The following is a 16704-nucleotide window of genomic DNA, read 5'->3' as shown; positions in this document are numbered from 1 at the left end:
GTCAGTCGTTCCCCTCCTGGGACGAGGTCCCCTCGCCCGTGGTGCCGTTGGAGGAATCGTCCTGCCCCTTGAGCAGGTCCTCCTCGCGCCGAACCATGTCGGGCTCCCGCCGCTGCTCCTTCTTGAGTTCGGCGGCCTGTTCCTGGGCTTCCTCACGCTCTTCCTGGGCCTCACCCGCATGACGACGATGGAGCTCTTCGGCCAACCCGGAGTTCTTGGCGATCAAGGCGTCGACGTCGACCCGGTCGGAAGCGGCCCTTTGCTTGGGACCGTTCTTCTTGTTCTTCTTCCACCAGTGCCGAAAAGCCTGCTTCGGAGGCTCCGGAATGTCCCGGTACTTGGTCCATCCTCCGATCAGGCCCGGCAACCAGCTGATCTTGTGATCCCGGCCTGCCGCGAGACCCCCTGCGGGCAGACCCCGCTCGGCGATGCTGAGCAATGTCGAATTGGAGAACATCGCCTTGGCGCCACCCATGATTGCGTCCATCTGGTCCGGGGCCTGGCGCTTGTTTCCTTCCTCGCCCTTGCCGTGTTTGGCATCGACGTCCTTGCCGCGCAGGTGAACCAGGACGTCCGGGATGTTGATCTTCACCGGGCACGCCTCGTAGCAGGCACCGCACAACGACGACGCATAGGGCAGAGAGTTGTTCTCTTCGGCTTCCACACCCGTGAGCAACGGAGAGAGAATCGCGCCGATCGGTCCCGGATAGACCGATCCGTAGGCGTGACCGCCGGCCCGCTCGTAGACGGGGCACACGTTCATGCAGGCCGAGCAACGAATGCAGTGCAATGCCTGGCGGCCCACCTGGTCCGCGAGAGCGGCGGTGCGACCGTTGTCCATGAGGATCACGTGCAGGTTCTGGGGCCCGTCCCCCGGCGTCACTCCCGACCACATCGAGGTGTACGGGTTCATCCGCTCTCCGGTCGAGGAACGCGGCAACAACTGCAGGAAGACCTCCAGATCCTGGAAGGTCGGCACCAACTTCTCGATTCCCATGAAGGAGATGAGGGTGTCCGGGAGGGTCAGGCACATCCGGCCGTTGCCCTCGGATTCGACGATGCTGAGCGTGCCCGAATCGGCGACGCCGAAGTTGGCTCCCGAAATTGCGACCTTGTTCCGGAAGAACTTCTCACGCAGGTGGTGTCGCGAGGCCTCGGCAAGCTCGGCGGGGTTGTCCGAAATGTCCTTGTCGATGTGCGGCATCTTCTTGAGGAAGATGTCGCGGATCTCCGAGCGGTTGCGGTGGATTGCGGGCACCAGAATGTGCGAGGGCTTGTCCTCGCCCAACTGCACGATCTCCTCCGCGAGGTCGGTCTCCACGGCTGACACGCCGTTTTCCTCGAGGTACTCGTTGAGGCCGGTTTCCTGGGTCGCCATCGACTTGATCTTGATGACTTCTTCGGCCTGCTGTTCGCGGATGATGTCCAGAGCGATCTGGTTCGCTTCATCGGCGTCGCGCGCCCAGTGGACCTTCCCTCCGCGCTCGGTGAAGTTCTTCTCGAACTGTTCGAGCAATTCGGGCAGGCGTGCCATGACGTCCTGTTTGATCTCGGATCCGGCCGTGCGGAGGAGCTCCCAATCCGGCAATTCCCCGACGACCTTGGCACGCTTGTCGCGGATCGTGTGCGTCGCGAAACCGAGGTTCGCCCGCAATTGTTCGTTCTTGAGCTCTCTGCCGGCGAAGGACGTGAACGACTCTTCGGCGGCGATATTGCCCGTACCGTGAAAAACCTTGGGCATCCCCAACTGTGTGACGGTCATGCTTATTTCCCTCCCGTGGTGGTGGTCAGCGCCACCGGTCCGGAGACTTCGAGCGGATTGTCTTTGGTGCTGGCGAGGATCTCGGCGAAGTGCAGGGTCGTCACGTCCGAGCCCTTGCGCGACAGGGCACCGCCAATGTTCATCAAGCAGGAGACATCGCCCCCGGTGCACATCTCCGCGCCGGTCGATTCGATGTTCTTGACCTTGTCGGCGGTCATGGCACCCGAAGTGTCAGCATTCTTGAACGAGAAGGTGCCGCCGAAACCACAGCACTGATCGAGGTCGGGAAGCTCCTCGAATTCCAGGCCCTCGACGGTTCGCACCAAATCGGACTGGCGGGTGCCCAACTGCATGATCCTCATGCCGTGACAGCTCGAATGGAAGGTGACTTTGTGGGGGAAGTATGAGCCGAGCTGTTCGGCCGCATCGGTAATGCCCAGGACGTCGATCAGAAGTTTCGACAGTTCGAAGGTTCTGCCCGCAACGTCCTCGGCCGCGATTGCGGTTCCCTCGTCGCCCGCGTGCCGCGCGATCATGGGCTGCTGGTGCCCGAGGGAGACGACGCACGAAGCGGAGGGTGCGACGGCGACGTCGTAGTCCCAGTCCGAGAACGCATCCACGTGGTTCTTGACGATCGAATACGCATCATCGAAGTATCCGCTGTTGACGTGCATCTGCGAACAACACGTCTGACCGGGTGGGAAAACAACTTCGTGACCGAGGCGTTCCAGGATGTCCACGGTCGCTCGAGCGACCCGCGGGTACATCGCGTCGACGATGCACGTTGAGAAAAGTGCGATCCGCATGGCGTCTCCATTCCGATTAGTGCGGGCCCGCTCCCGGAGTGGGGCGGGAGGATGCCCACCAGTCGTTCCCACCATAGTGACAATTTATTAACCACCTCCAATAAGGAGCGCCTAACTCACCCTTATCGAGGCTGTTTATAAGTGTCCGGGGCGTAATTTCAGGCAACACGGCGGAATTAGCGCATCTTTTTCTGACCTAAAAACCTCCAGAATGTGTGCCGCACCACGGCCCCATCGCACTGCCCTCGAACCCTGTTTTGATTTCCTCCCGCCCATCGGTATGGTACTGGTCTGACCACACTGTAATGCGGGACACATAGTATCGGAACTAGTCTTGCAGACGTGGTCGCTTCACTCATTGCATCAGCGTTGATGCTCGTTCCAGGACGCGCGTCAACCCATCACAAGGAGACCGCGTGGATACATTCACAGCCACCACCACCGCCGTCGGCGGCTCGGTCGGGCTCTCGGCGCTCGTCGCTATCCTTCCGCTGCTGACGTTCTTCATCATGTTGCTCGGGGTCAAAGCCAAGGCCCACACGTCGGCGCTCAGCGCGCTGCTGGTGTCGATCATCGTGGCCGTGATCGGCTTCAAGATGCCCGTCGGGCTCACCCTGATGTCCGGAACGCAGGGCTTGGCCTATGGGGCCTTCCCCATCGTCTGGATCATCGTCACGGCCCTGTGGTTCTACCAGGTCACCGTCGAGTCGGGCAGATTCGAGGATTTGCGGCTGACCTTCGACCGCATCGGAGGAGGCGACATCCGCATCCAGGCGATCCTGATTGCCTTTTGCTTCGGGGGTCTCCTCGAGGCCCTGGCCGGATTCGGGGCGCCCGTGGCCATCACGGCGACCATGATCCTCGCCCTCGGAGTCAAGCCGTTGCGCGCGGCCGTGACGGTTCTGGTCGCCAACACGGCTCCCGTGGCCTTCGGGGCCCTGGCCATCCCGATCACCACGGCGGGAACACTGACCGGCGAAAACCCGGCCCACATCGGGGCGATTGTGGGCCACCAGGCCCCGTTCGTGGCGGTGCTCGTGCCCTTCATCCTGCTCTACCTCCTCGACGGCTTCCGGGGCGTCCGCGACGCATGGCCAGCGGCTCTCGTCATCGGCCTTTCCTTCGGTCTCGCCCAGTGGTGGTCGGCGACCCATTTCTCCTACGAGCTCACCGATATCGTCGCGTGCCTCGTCTCCCTGGGAGTCGCGGTGCTGTTCCTCAAGGTGTGGAAGCCCCGCGGGACCGAAGCATTTCGTGAGCGCATCGGAATCGAGGCGCCTCGGGCCACGGAGGGTCTGCGTCCGGTCCGGGTCTGGATGGCCCTCCTGCCGTACCTCGTGGTCGTCGGTGTGTTCGCCGTCGGGAAGCTTTGGAAAGCGGGCATCGATGTGCCCGTCGCCCTCAAGAAGACGGACATCAAGATCCCCTGGCCGGTCACGTCCGGGCACATCGTCACGTCGTCGGGCAAGCCCATTTCGGGCACGACCTTCAATTTGCAGTGGCTCTCCAACCCGGGAACCATGCTCCTGATTGCCGGCCTGATCGTGACCGTTCTCTACATGATCTTCCACGAGAACGGCAGATACAGGCTCGGTTTCGGTCAGTCGGTTGCCCAGCTCTGGCACTGCTTCTACAGGATGCGCTGGTCGGCCCTGACCATCGTGTCGGTTCTGGCCCTCGCCTACGTCATGAACTTCTCGGGGCAGACCGTGTCCATCGGAACGTACCTCGCGTCCCTGGGTGGCGTCTTCGCCTTCCTGGCCCCGACCCTCGGCTGGCTCGGTACCGCCGTGACCGGCTCGGACACTTCGGCCAACGCGTTGTTCTCCAACCTGCAGCACACAGCCGCAACCAACGCCGGGCTCGATCCGGATCTGATGCTGGCGGCCAACACGAGCGGAGGCGTCGTCGGCAAGATGATTTCCCCGCAGTCCTTGGCGATCGCCGCGACCGCCGTAGAGATGGAGGGCAAGGAGTCCGAGATCTTCAAGCGCGTGATCCCGTGGTCCCTGGCCATGCTCGTGATCATTTGCACGTTGGTGTTCCTGCAATCGGACCTGATCTCCTGGATGCTCCCCTGACCGACGATGCTTTGCGCAGCTAAGGTTGTGTTCTGTGGAGAAGAAGACCTACACCATCGTCCTGCAGAACATCGAGGATCGACTGCGCAACGGGGAACTCGTCGTGGGAGACAGACTTCCGGCGGAGCGCGCTCTTGCTGAGGAATTCGGGATATCCCGTGCCTCGGTCCGTGAAGCCATTCGAGTCCTTGATGCCATGGGACTCGTGCGTTCGGGAGTCGGTTCAGGCCCCAGCGCGGGGGCGGTCGTGGTCTCGGAACCGTCGGCAGCCCTCGGCTGGGGCCTTCGCATGCACTTGGCGTCGAATTTCCTGCCCGTGGCAGATGTGGTTGCGACCCGTGAACAGCTTGAGTCGCAAGCTGCCGCCGACGCGGCGGCCCGATGGTCGACGACCCAGGACAAAATAGCCCTGACCAGGGCGAAGAGGTATCTGGACGAGATGGACGATCCGATGCTCCCCGATATGCGCTTCCATGAGCTGGATGCGCACTTCCACCTGGTGGTCTCGGGGCTCGGTGGCAACGTCGTCGTCACCACGATCCTGGACTCGTTGCGCCAGGCGACGGTCGGCTATGTCCAGGAGGGCGTGCCCCGCCTCGGGGACTGGCCCTCGGTCCGTCGGACCCTGCAGGAGCAGCACCGCGGAATCCTCGAGTCGGTCCAGCATCGCAGGCCCGACGAGGCGTCGCAGAGGGTTCGGGAGCACATCCGGTGGTTCTACGGAGTGGCCTATGCGGAAAATTCCGTTCCGGTGAGTTTCTCGTAGGCCTCGACGTACCGGGCACGGGTCCTCTCGACGATTTCCGAAGGAAGCTCGGGCGGGGGCGTCGTCCTGTCCCACCCCGCGGCGTCGGACAGCAGCCAGTCGCGCACGAACTGTTTGTCGAAACTCGCCTGTGCGCGCCCCGGGGCCCATTGCGCCCCGTCCCAGAATCTCGACGAATCGGGGGTCAGGACCTCATCGCCCAGCGTGACCTCCCCGCGGTAGGAGTCGAGACCGAATTCGACCTTGGTATCGGCGACGATGATTCCTTGTTCCCGGGCGATTCTTTCCGCAGTCCCGTAGATGTAGAGGGTCAGCTCCCGGATGCGCTCCCCCATCGCGCGGCCGACGGCGTCGGTCATCTCCTCGTACGTAATGGCTTCGTCGTGCTCACCGACCTCGGCCTTGCCCGTCGGCGTGAAGATCGGGGAATCGAGCCTGGAGCCGTCGACCAGGCCTTCCGGCAATTCGATGCCGCACACCGTGCCGGACCGCTGGTACTCCTTGAGGCCGGTACCGGTCAGGTACCCCCGGGCGATGCACTCGACGGGGAACATCGACAAGGATTTGCAGATCATGGCGCGTCCAGAGACTTCCTCCGGGACGTCGGTCGAGAGCACATGATTGGGAACCTGGTCGAGCTGCTCGAACCACCACAGGCTGAGCTGGGTCAGGATCTTGCCCTTGTCCGGAATGGGTGTGGGCAGGACATGGTCGAATGCGCTGATCCGATCGGTGGCCACGACCATGACGGATCCCGCGCGGGCCTCGGCATTATCGGCGAAGGAGCAACCGATGACGTCGTTGCCCTCCGCCGGGACGTAGAGGTCCCTGACTTTTCCCGAATAGATGTGCTTCCAGCCCGGAATGTCGGTGGGCTCTGGGGACATGCGCTGCGCTCCTGTGTGTGAGTGATGTGCGGGCCCCACGCCGCACGCGCGAGGCCGACGATGTGTGGTCTAGGGACAGGGAACCTTGACCTGGCCTGCTGCGGCTTTCTCCGCGATATCTCGGCGATACTGTGCGCCGTCCCAGGAAATCTTGTCGACGCCTCGGTAGACCTTTGTCCTCGCGTCATCCAGATCCTCGCCGAGGGCGACGACGGCGAGTACCCGGCCTCCGGAGGTCACTACCGAGTCCGTGCCGGACAGCGTCCGCTTGTTGCTGGTCCCGGCATGCAGAACGGAGACGTCCTCGAGGGCCTCGGCGTCGGCAATACCGGTGATGACGTCGCCCTTGCGCGGGGCCTCCGGGTAGTTCTCGGCCGCCATGACGACCCCCACGGCGGTCCGGAGATCCCATCGCAGAGATTCTCGGCCGTCGAGCCCGCCCTGGGCGGCCTCCAGGAGAAGTTGGCCGAGCGGCGTCTTCAATCGGGCCAGCACCGCCTGGGTTTCCGGATCGCCGAAGCGAGCGTTGAATTCGATGACTCGGATGCCGCGGCTCGTCAGTGCGAGTCCGCAGTAGAGGACGCCCACGAAGGGGGTTCCGCGATCGGCCATCACGTCGATCGTCGGCTGGGCCACCCGTCGGACGACTTCATCGGTGAAGTTCTCGGGCAACCACGGCAACGGGGTGTACGCCCCCATGCCGCCCGTGTTCGGCCCCTCGTCATTGTCGTAAATCCTCTTGAAGTCCTGGGCCGGGGTGAGGGGCACGGTGCGACGCCCGTCGCTGATCACGAAGAGCGAGACCTCCGGACCGTCCAGGAATTCCTCGATGACCACGGACGAGCCCGCATCGAAACAGGCCTCGGCATGGGCCAGAGCGGCGTCGCGGTCCTCGGTGACGACGACACCTTTGCCGGCGGCCAGGCCGTCGTCCTTGACGACGTACGGTGCCCCGAAGGAATCGAGGCATTCCTCGACGGTCGAGAGGTCATGAGCGACCCGGGCCATCGCTGTCGGGACGTTGGCGGCGGCCATGATCTCCTTGGCAAATGCTTTGGAGCCCTCCAGCTGGGCGGCATCGGCGTTGGGGCCGAACACCGGGAACCCGGCCTCTCGCAGAGCGTCCGCCACGCCGGATACCAGGGGAGCTTCGGGACCGATCACAATCAAGTCCGCATCCAGGCGTTCGGCGAGAGCAGTGGCCTCCTCCGGACTGTTCGCGTCCACGGCATGAGTCCGAACGATCTCGGCAATCCCGGCGTTCCCGGGTGCCGCGTGGACCTCCGTGACGGCCGGATCGCGCAGGAGCGCGCTGATGATCGCGTGTTCGCGCCCGCCCGGGCCAAGCACCAAAATCTTCATGGAGCAACCATAGCTAATCGGCAACGATGAGTACGCATCGTTTCCGACTTCCCGGCCGATGTTGCGCGTTCAACCGTATCCGGCCGGTTTACAGGAGTCCCTCGTTGGCCAGGAGCGGACGTACGCCTTCGCCGAACCAATACGCCTCCTCAAGGCACGGATACCCGGAGAGCACGAACTCTTCGAACCCGACCGCGATGTATTCCTTGATGAGGTCGGCAACTTCCCGGTGGGACCCGACGAGTGCCGTACCGGCTCCCCCGCGCACGAGTCCCACGCCGGCCCAGAGCCCAGGGTGGATTTCGAGATCCGAGACCGACCCGCGGTTCAGATCCAGCATCCGCCGCTGGCCTTCCGACTCGGACCGGCGCAACGCTTCCTGCTGCTTCCTGATCAGCTCCGGGTCGAGCCCGTCCAACATCTTCTCGGCGACCGCCCAAGCCTCCTCCGACGTGTCCCGCGAGATGGTGTGCAACCGGATTCCGAACCTGACGTTGCGCCCCTGCTCATTGGCCAGTCCCCGAATCCAGTCGATCTTTTCCTTCGCTTGCTGCGGGGGCTCGCCCCAGGTGAGGTAGACGTCCGAGTGAGCGGCGGCAATTCGGCCCGCGGCCGGGGAGGATCCGCCGAAATAGATCTCGGGACGCGGCTCGGGGGCATGGGCCAGTCGCGCCTGACCCACTCGGATGTGATCGCCCTCGTAGTCGAACGGTTCGCCGTGGTCCCACAGGCGGCCGACGACGTCGAGGAATTCACCCGTCTTGGCGTACCTCGTGTCTTTGTCGTTGAAGTCGCCGAATGCTCGCTGTTCCGCGGACTCCCCTCCGGTCACGATATTGACGTTCAGGCGCCCACCGGTAATGTCCTGGTAGGTCGCGGCCATCTGTGCCCCGAGAGTCGGCGAAATGGCCGCAGGACGGAACGCGACGAGGAATTTGAGGGTCTCGGTGTGCTGGGCGATTGCGGCCGTGGTCAGCCACGAGTCCTGGCACCACAGACCGGTGGGCGTCAGCACGGATTCGAATCCGTTGTATTCGGCGGCCTGCGCAACTTGAGTCAGGTAACGAAGGTCGGGCCGCCTGATCGCCGCGGTTCCCACGACATTGGCGCCGTGACCTCCTCCGACGATGCCCCGGGAGTCGGAGCTCGTCGGCAGGAACCAGTGAAGTTTGATCGCGTTCATATCAATCCCCCGAGTCGTTGTCTGGACGTTCTCGTCACGGTACTGCCCCGCTCACGGCGGGGCATCGGGGCCGACATTCGGGGCAAAAATACGTCATACATGACCTGCGGCGAGCCTTTCGAACTCCCGGATCCTTGAGTGCAGATCGTCTGGTAATTACAAAATCATGGGGATTCTGGCGGACAGAAGCCGCCCGCCGCGGCGTCCAGGGCTTCGGCGGGTGTGAGACCTGCTTCGGTCAAAAGGCTTAATTCACCGCGAAGCGATGCGCCGCACTCCGACGGCCCGCACCGGGACCTTCCAGCCGTCCTGTTCACCCCCGAGGGGGCGCCACCGATCCCCTCTCCACCAGCGGCATCGGAAGCTCGAGGAGGTCGTTGCCCGGATTCAGGGCCTCCCTGACCCCGGCCATACCCATGTCGCGGTAGGGCAGGCGCATGGTTGTCAGCCCGGGACGCAGGTAGTCCGCCAAAGCCTCGTCGTCGAAAGACATGACCGATACGTCCTGTGCGATCGTGAGTCCCAGGTCTGCCGCCGCTTGGTAGACGCCGAAAGCCACGCGGTCGTTCGCCGCAAGAATCGCGGTAGGGCGTGACGGCGACCCGAGCACAGACATGGCAGCCTCCCGTGCCGGACCTGGTTCCCACTCGGGCAGGTCACACGTCGTGGTGAAGTGCAGTCCCGCATCGGCCATGGCACGGTCGATACCTTGATAGCGCCGTCCGACCGTGGCCGATACCACGGGGTCCAGCATGCGTTCCGACCGGCCGATGAACGCGATGCGACGGTGTCCTGCCCGAATCACATATTCGGCGGCGGCTCGTCCCGCTGCGAATTCGTCCGGAAGAACGCTCGGGAGTCCGCCCGACAGACCGTTGACGATCACCGTCGAGACCCCGGAAGGCATGGGCGGCAATTCGATCGTGCGGGCGACCATGAGACCGACGACGATGGCATCGACCTTGCGGTCCGAGAGGTCGACAATGGCCCTCTCCCAACGGTCCGGATGGTCATCCACCTCGGCCATCATGACGCTCTGCCCCTTCGATTCTGCCGCGTCCAAGACTCCACGGATCATCGCTGAGGCATAGCGGGTCACCGTGACGCCGTCGGAGACGAAGCCGAGAGTCTTGGTCCGTCCCGTGCGCAGGCTCAGGGCGGTCGGATCCGGGGAATAACCGAGCGTCTCCGCGGCGACCCTGACCCGACGTGCGGCGTCGTCGGAGATCCTCGTTCCGGTCCTGCCATTGAGCACGAGACTCACGGTGGTCGCGGACACCCCCGCGCTGCGGGCGACGTCGGCCTGAGTAGGGCGCTTGCTCATGGATCTCCTCGTTAGCCACCGGCTCTCGCCCGTCCGGGCCCGGCCGTAGCCCATCCTACGTGAGACGTGGACCACGCGAGAGATCGGTGATACCGTTCTGCTAAATCGATTTAGCATGACAACCGACATGCCCGACGACGAATCACAAGGAAGTGGCAGCGTGGCCGACTCCTCCAGAATCAAGCAGCAGCTCAAGAATCCCGCCTACCAGCAGAGCTCCGTGACTCTCCTCCTCTTCTTCGCCTCGTGGGGCGTCTGGTGGTCGTTCTTTCAGATTTGGCTGACGGACGAGAGCTCGGGGCTGGGCCTCAGCGGTGGCGCGGTCGGAACCGTTTACTCGATCAATTCCGCCGGAACCCTGGTCATCATGCTCGCTTACGGCGCCGTCCAGGACCGACTGGGCATCCGACGCCACCTGGTGATCGGGGCCTCGATCATCATGTCGTTGATCGGCCCCTTCATGATCTGGGTGTACCGGCCGCTGCTGGAGAACGCGTTCATGGTCGGGACCATCGTGGGTGCGGTCGTGCTCTCGGCAGGCTTCGTCGCCGCGGCGGGACTGATGGAGGCCTTCTCCGAACGCCTGTCGCGCACCTACAACTACGAGTACGGCCAGGCTCGCATGTGGGGCTCTTTCGGATACGCGGTTGTGGCCCTGATTGCCGGGTTCCTCTTCACGGTCAACCCGAATCTGAACTTCTGGCTCGGATCCGTGTTCGGCATTCTGTGCTTCCTCGTCCTGACTCTGTGGAAAGCACCGACCACCCCGCCCCGGGAAGAGATGACCACCACCATGGATCCCACCAGGGCGGATACCACGCCGGGGCTCCGCGAGATGCTCGGCGTACTGCGCCTTCCCTCACTGTGGGCGATGGTCGTGTTCGTTCTGCTCTCCTGGACCTTCTACACGGTCTTCGACCAACAGATGTTCCCCGACTTCTACACCAAACTCTTCGACACTCCGAGCCACGGTCAACAGGTCTACGGAGTGCTCAATTCCGTGCAGGTTTTCCTGGAAGCCATCATGTTGGGCCTGGTACCCATTCTGATGCGGAAAATCGGGGTCAAGAACACTCTGATGCTGGGGATGATGGTCATGTTCCTGCGGATCCTTGGGTGCGCCGTCTTCCACGACCCGGTGATGATCTCTTTCGTCAAGATGTTCCACGCACCCGAAGTCGCCCTCTGCATCCTCCCCGTCTTTCGATACTTCACGGTTCACTTCAACCCTGCTCTGTCCGCAACGATGTACATGGTCGGTTTCCAGCTGGCATCCCAGATCGGGAACATCCTCCTCTCCCCCGTACTGGGAAACCTGCGCGACGCGATCGGTTACCAACCGACGTTCTACGTCATCGCCGGCATCGTTTTGATCGCCGCCGCGTATGGGTTCTTGGTCCTCAAGAGGGACGACCAGGACGTACAGGGCGACCCCTTCCTCCGAGATGCCCCACGAGAATCCCAGAAAGCGTAATCTCCCATGCCCGACTCGACTCTGAAGAACCGTATCGACGCCGCACAGTCCGCGAACCTCGCCCTGAGGGAACGACGCAACGACCGGTGGTATCCGCAATTCCACATCGCGGCCCCCGCAGGATGGATCAACGATCCCAACGGACTGTGCTTCTACCAAGGTCGGTACCACGCCTACTTCCAGCATCACCCCCATTCGTCGCAGTGGGGACCCATGCATTGGGGACACGTTTCCAGCGTGGATCTCGTCACCTGGACCAGAGAACCGATCGCCCTGGCGCCTTCTCTCGAGGAGGACCGTGACGGTGTGTTCTCCGGTTCCGCCGTGGAGGGCGACGACGGCCGCCTCTATGCCTTTTACACGGGCCATCGTTGGCGCAATGGGATCAACGAGGATGAAGGAAACATCCAAGTCCAGTGCATGGCGGTTTCGTCGGACGGGGTGACCTTCGAAAAGCACGGCGTCGTGGTCGAAGGCCCCGCGGATCTGCTTCATTTCCGCGATCCCAAGGTCTGGCGCACGGAGGGAACCTGGTGGATGGTCTTCGGCGCGTGCTCGGCCCGGAACCGGGGAGAGGTCTGGTTGTACCGCTCCGAGAATCTGACCGACTGGGTGTTCGACCGCATCCTCTACCGGGACCCGGACGAGGACTCGTTCATGCTGGAGTGCCCGGATTTCTTCCCACTGGGCGATCACTGGGTGCTTCTCATCTGCCCCATGGGCCGCACACCGCGCGGCTACACCGGGCGCAACGGTCACCATGCGGGGTACGTGGTCGGCGAATGGACGCCCGGGGGCGATTTCTCCCCGTTGACCGAATACCGCCACCTCGATTGGGGCCACAATTTCTATGCCCCGCAGACCTTTGAAGCTCCCGACGGCCGACGAATCCTGTTCGCATGGATGGGCGCGTTCGACCGCGAACTGCCGACTCAGGCCGATGAATGGGCGGGCCAGCTGACCGTTCCACGGGTCCTTTCCTTGGACAGCCGCCTTCGTCTGCGCAACCGCCCGGTAGCCGAGATCGCTCTCCTGGGCAAAGATTCCCGCGCATTCGGGACCTTCACTGCCTCGGAGGGTGTGCGCGATGTTGTGGCCGGTATCGACACGGCCGAGATCGACCTGGTGCTGGACCTGCACGCCACGACGGCCGAACGGGCGGGGCTGTCCATTGGTCGTACGAGCGACGGGGCGGAAGCAGCATTCGTGGCCTACGACGACCAAATGGGACGCGTTGTGCTGGACCGACGTGCGTCAGTGACTGCCGATCGCGGAATACGTTCCGCTCCTGCCAGAGCGACGGAGGACGGCACCCTCGCGCTGCGTGTCCTGGTTGACCGCGGATCGGTCGAGGTGTTCCTGAACGAGGGCGAGGAATCGATCTCTTCCTTCGCTTTCCCCGGCGCTGGCGAGCGCCGGGTGGCCCTCATGGTGGAGTCAGGGGAGGCCGCCGTGAAGGAACTGACGATTCGGCCGATGAGTGGGCACTGGGGTTAGGTCGGGACTCGGCTCGTGGCCTCAGCCCGAACGTTGTTGATCGCCGCGACCATGCCGGACATCACAGGTTCATGGCACTTACGCCGGAGTGGCGCACTGTGACACTATCGGGGCTCCACTTCTCACAGAAACTAGGTACGTGTATGTCCTCAGACGCCTCGCACACGAACTCCCGGACCCCGTCCGTCCAGCAGGACGACGCCGCGGCGCGGTCGGAGTCGGACTCGGATCGCTCTCCCGAAGTACTGACGACACGGCACATCGTGAGTGTCCTGGCCGTCCTGGTCGTTTCGGCGCTCATCATGATCCTCAACGAAACGGTTCTGTCCGTGGCGATCCCGGACATCATGAACGACTTCGGCATCAGCGCGGCCACGGCCCAATGGCTCACGACGGGCTTCCTTCTGACCATGGCCTGCATTATTCCGACCACGGGGTGGATGCTCGAGCGGTTCACGATCAAACGGCTTTTCGTCGTCGCGCTCAGCCTCTTTGTGGTGGGGACTGCTCTTGCGACTTTTGCCCAGAATTTCCCGACGATTCTCGCCGGACGCATCATCCAGGCCGGAGGCACGGGAATCGTTCTTCCCCTGCTCATGACCTCAACCCTCATCATGGTCCCTCCCGCACGCCGCGGAACGGTCATGGGCCTCAACTCCGTGGTCATCGCGGTCGCACCCGCCATCGGCCCCACCCTGTCGGGCATCATCGTGAATGCACTGAGCTGGCATTGGGTCTTCGGGCTCATGCTCCCCATGGGCGTGCTCGTTCTTTTCACCGGCAGCTTGGTCCTCAAGCCCACGGGTCAGACTCGTGCCCTCCCCCTGGACGTCCCCTCCGTCCTGCTGGCGATCGTCGGGTTCGGGGGCATCGTCTACGCGCTCGGCTCCGTGAGCGCAATCGTCGCCGGAAACCCGGTGCCCTTGATCGGGCTCGTCCTCGGCGTCATCGGGCTCAGCCTCTTCGTGTCGCGGCAACGCCGGCTCCAGAGGAACTCCGAATCGGCGTTCCTCGACCTGCGGCCCTTCGGGGTTCGCAATTTCCGCCTGGGGGTGTCCGTTCTCATGATCGCGATGGCCCTGATGCTCGGGTCGGTCATGGTCCTGCCGATCCTCCTGCAATCGGGCATGGGTTTCAGCGTGCTGACCGTCGGCCTGGTCATGCTGCCGGGCGGCCTGATCCAGGGCCTGCTTTCACCGCTGATCGGACGAGCCTACGACAAGTTCGGTCCCCGGCCGGTGGTGATTCCCGGGACGATCCTGCTCACCGCGGGCGAATGGCTGTTTTTCCTGGTCGCCCCGGGCACGGGAATTGCCTACATCGTGGGTGTCCACATCACGTTCAGCCTCGGCATGGCCATGATCATGACGCCGATGATGACGGTTGCTCTCGGTTCCTTGCCGCACAAGCTGTACGGCCACGGTTCGGCCATCATGAACACCCTCCAACAGCTGGGCGGTGCCACGGGCACAGCGTTGCTGACCGCAGCACTGACCCTCGGCGCAGCCGTCGCGGTCGTCGGGGGCGCGTCCGACAACGATGCCCAGATCAGCGGGGCCCATGTCGCCTTCGGCTTCGGGGGTGTGCTCGGCGTCGTCGCGATCCTCATCGCGCCGTTCATCAGCAAGGTCAAGGAGGAGGACGACGCCGCACGGTAGTCCACGAGCCACCCACGACCGTGGAACAATGTCCCGTATGCAGACTTTCAGCTGGGAAAACGCGGTCGAGTTGGCGGTCATCGAACGGAGCGGTTTCGTCGAGTCGCGCCACATCGGGGCCGCGGCGGTCGTTTCGCCCGAGGGTGACGTCGTCGACTCCCTCGGCGACACGACGGCCCCGATCTTCCCTCGTTCGACCCTCAAACCGTTCCAAGCGATCGCATCCCTCAAGGCCGGGGCTCCCCTGCGCGGTGCCGAGGTGGCCATCGCTGCCGGGTCCCACGAGGGCTCCTTCGAACAGATGCAAGTGGTCGCGAACGTCCTGGACGCAGCGGGACTCTCCCCCGCCGATCTCCAGTGCCCGGAGGCCTACCCCAAGGACGAACGGGCGCATTCCTATCTGCTGACGAACGACAAAGGCAAACAGCGGATTGCTTTCAACTGCTCCGGGAAGCACGCAGCCTTCCTCTCCGCGAGCGCGGAGAACGGATGGGACACGGCGACCTATCTGGAGCCTGACCATCCCGTTCAACGACTGGTCATGGAAATCGTCGAAGAGCTCGCGGGCGAGCCCGTGGGTCTGGTCGGCGTCGACGGGTGCGGGGCCCCCGTACCGACCATCAGCCTCAACGGGTTGGCCACGGCCTACGGGACGTTGGGTGCGGGCATTCGCAACATCCACGCCGACGCGAGGGTCGCGACGGTGGCCACCGCGATGGCCGACTACCCCGAGATGGTGCAGAACCACGGCAAGCCGAACACCGTGGTCATGGAGGAGCTCGACGTCGTCGCCAAATTCGGCGCCGAGGGCGTGCTGAGCGTGGGGACCCGCGACGGAGCCGCGGTAGCGGTCAAGTGCTTGGACGGCTCTTTCAGGGCCGCAACCCTGGTGGCCCTGACCCTTCTGGACAGAAACGGATACGTGCCCCACGACGACGTCGTCTCGCTCTTGCCGCGCGTGACCCTTCCGATCACGGGCGGAGGGCGCACGGTGGGCGGCGTACGGCTGGGATCCGCGTTCGAGGAGGCCTGACGTGGCACGACGCAAGATTTCGGACGACGTCGGCCTCGCAGCTCTCCGGTCCTGGGAGGCAGATCCGGACGCCGCAGGCCGCAAGACCACGGCAACCGCGGTCCGCTATGCCCTCGAGGAACTCGCGCATCGTGCCCCCGGAAATTCCGTCGAAGTCCGGGTTCCGCCGTTCGGCGTGACACAGGCGATCGAGGGCCCGCGACACACTCGCGGCACCCCGCCCAACGTGGTCGAGACGACGGCCGCGACCTGGCTCGGACTCGCCACAGGGCGCTTGACGTGGGAGGAAGCGCGAGCGAGCGGGTCGGTGGATGCATCCGGCAATCGAAGCGACCTGTCGGTGCTCCTCCCGCTCTTTGCAACACGGACGTCGATGAAGCGCACCGCCCAGAACAGGTAACCTGGAACCATGACCGAACCCCCTACTTCGCCCGGCGATCCCAACGAGTCCGAGGGCCACGCGACGTCCCCCGATCCAGAGCGTCACGAGCCTGAGCACGGTCCCGCAGAAGGTCGCTCGACCAACCGCGGGCCTGCTGAGCGCGAGGTCGTCGTGCGCCGGGCGCCGTCGGTCATCGCGTTCCTGGTGACAGGCCTCGTCATCGGACTCATCGTCGCTGTCCTCTCGACCGTTCTCGGCCCGGGCGACCAGAAATACACCCCCGGCGCCATCTTCGGGATGATGGCGGTGATCTTCGGAACCGCCGGCGCCGTCCTCGGTGCCCTCGTCGGCCTGGTCGCGGACCGCATTTCTCGCAAACAGGCCACGCGATTTCGCGCGGTCCGCGTGGATGATGACGTCGAAAAATAGTCGGCCTCCGCGGACTGGGCAGTTCCGGATAGACTTGCTTTCGTCCCCGTTGTTCCGCAC

At 63.9% G+C, this 16704-nt stretch carries 14 protein-coding genes; 8 read left to right on the top strand and 6 right to left on the bottom strand.

Annotation, left to right across the window (positions count from 1 at the left end; all coding sequences use genetic code 11):
- Position 1 precedes the first annotated feature (1 nt).
- Both EWU68_RS04220 and EWU68_RS04215 read right to left on the bottom strand, forming a co-directional pair.
- Positions 2-1762 (bottom strand): lactate utilization protein B, encoded by a 1761-nt coding sequence (locus EWU68_RS04220; protein ID WP_129314657.1) that lies wholly within the window; start codon positions 1760-1762, stop codon positions 2-4.
- Positions 1763-1764: 2 nt separating this feature from the next.
- On the bottom strand, positions 1765-2568 hold the full coding sequence (locus tag EWU68_RS04215; RefSeq protein ID WP_129314655.1) for a (Fe-S)-binding protein: 804 nt from the start codon (positions 2566-2568) through the stop codon (positions 1765-1767).
- A gap of 416 nt (positions 2569-2984) precedes the next feature.
- Here EWU68_RS04215 and EWU68_RS04210 point away from each other — a divergent pair, with 416 nt between their 5' ends.
- The gene (locus EWU68_RS04210; protein WP_129314653.1) at positions 2985-4649 is read left to right on the top strand and encodes an L-lactate permease; all 1665 of its coding nucleotides are present in this window, start codon (positions 2985-2987) and stop codon (positions 4647-4649) included.
- A 34-nt stretch (positions 4650-4683) separates the two neighbouring features.
- A complete protein-coding gene (locus EWU68_RS04205; protein WP_129314652.1) occupies positions 4684-5415 on the top strand; it encodes a FadR/GntR family transcriptional regulator in 732 nt (243 codons plus the stop codon).
- On the opposite strand, the gene EWU68_RS04200 is transcribed toward EWU68_RS04205, so the two are convergent.
- From EWU68_RS04200 to EWU68_RS04185, 4 genes are all read right to left on the bottom strand, one after another.
- A complete protein-coding gene (locus EWU68_RS04200) occupies positions 5379-6302 on the bottom strand; it encodes a phosphoribosylaminoimidazolesuccinocarboxamide synthase (protein WP_129314650.1) in 924 nt (307 codons plus the stop codon). The genes EWU68_RS04205 and EWU68_RS04200 overlap by 37 nt on opposite strands.
- A 69-nt stretch (positions 6303-6371) precedes the next feature.
- On the bottom strand, positions 6372-7664 hold the full coding sequence (gene purD, locus EWU68_RS04195) for a phosphoribosylamine--glycine ligase (RefSeq protein WP_129314648.1): 1293 nt from the start codon (positions 7662-7664) through the stop codon (positions 6372-6374).
- Between the two features lie 88 nt (positions 7665-7752).
- A complete protein-coding gene (locus EWU68_RS04190; protein WP_129314646.1) occupies positions 7753-8847 on the bottom strand; it encodes an LLM class flavin-dependent oxidoreductase in 1095 nt (364 codons plus the stop codon).
- 313 nt (positions 8848-9160) lie between these two features.
- Positions 9161-10171: a LacI family DNA-binding transcriptional regulator gene (locus tag EWU68_RS04185; RefSeq protein ID WP_162421303.1), complete on the bottom strand. Its 1011-nt coding sequence runs from the start codon at positions 10169-10171 to the stop codon at positions 9161-9163.
- 115 nt (positions 10172-10286) lie between these two features.
- Between EWU68_RS04185 and EWU68_RS04180 the strand changes: the two genes are divergently transcribed.
- From EWU68_RS04180 to EWU68_RS04155, 6 genes are all read left to right on the top strand, one after another.
- On the top strand, positions 10287-11645 hold the full coding sequence (locus EWU68_RS04180; protein WP_238692310.1) for an MFS transporter: 1359 nt from the start codon (positions 10287-10289) through the stop codon (positions 11643-11645).
- A gap of 6 nt (positions 11646-11651) precedes the next feature.
- The gene (locus EWU68_RS04175) at positions 11652-13142 is read left to right on the top strand and encodes a glycoside hydrolase family 32 protein (RefSeq protein WP_129314642.1); all 1491 of its coding nucleotides are present in this window, start codon (positions 11652-11654) and stop codon (positions 13140-13142) included.
- Between the two features lie 143 nt (positions 13143-13285).
- The gene (locus EWU68_RS04170) at positions 13286-14800 is read left to right on the top strand and encodes an MDR family MFS transporter (RefSeq protein ID WP_129314639.1); all 1515 of its coding nucleotides are present in this window, start codon (positions 13286-13288) and stop codon (positions 14798-14800) included.
- A 37-nt stretch (positions 14801-14837) separates the two neighbouring features.
- Positions 14838-15833: an asparaginase gene (locus EWU68_RS04165; protein ID WP_129314638.1), complete on the top strand. Its 996-nt coding sequence runs from the start codon at positions 14838-14840 to the stop codon at positions 15831-15833.
- A 1-nt stretch (position 15834) separates the two neighbouring features.
- Positions 15835-16233, top strand: coding sequence for a sterol carrier family protein (locus tag EWU68_RS04160; protein ID WP_129314636.1), 399 nt, complete (start codon positions 15835-15837; stop codon positions 16231-16233).
- A 9-nt stretch (positions 16234-16242) separates the two neighbouring features.
- Positions 16243-16644: a DUF1097 domain-containing protein gene (locus tag EWU68_RS04155; RefSeq protein WP_129314634.1), complete on the top strand. Its 402-nt coding sequence runs from the start codon at positions 16243-16245 to the stop codon at positions 16642-16644.
- The last annotated feature ends 60 nt before the right edge of the window (positions 16645-16704 follow it).

The sequence above is a fragment of the Rothia koreensis genome (genome assembly GCF_004136575.1).
Lineage (GTDB): Bacteria > Actinomycetota > Actinomycetes > Actinomycetales > Micrococcaceae > Rothia > Rothia koreensis.
The sequence above is the reverse complement of the archived record's forward strand: the minus strand, read 5'-3'. Positions and strand labels throughout refer to the sequence as shown.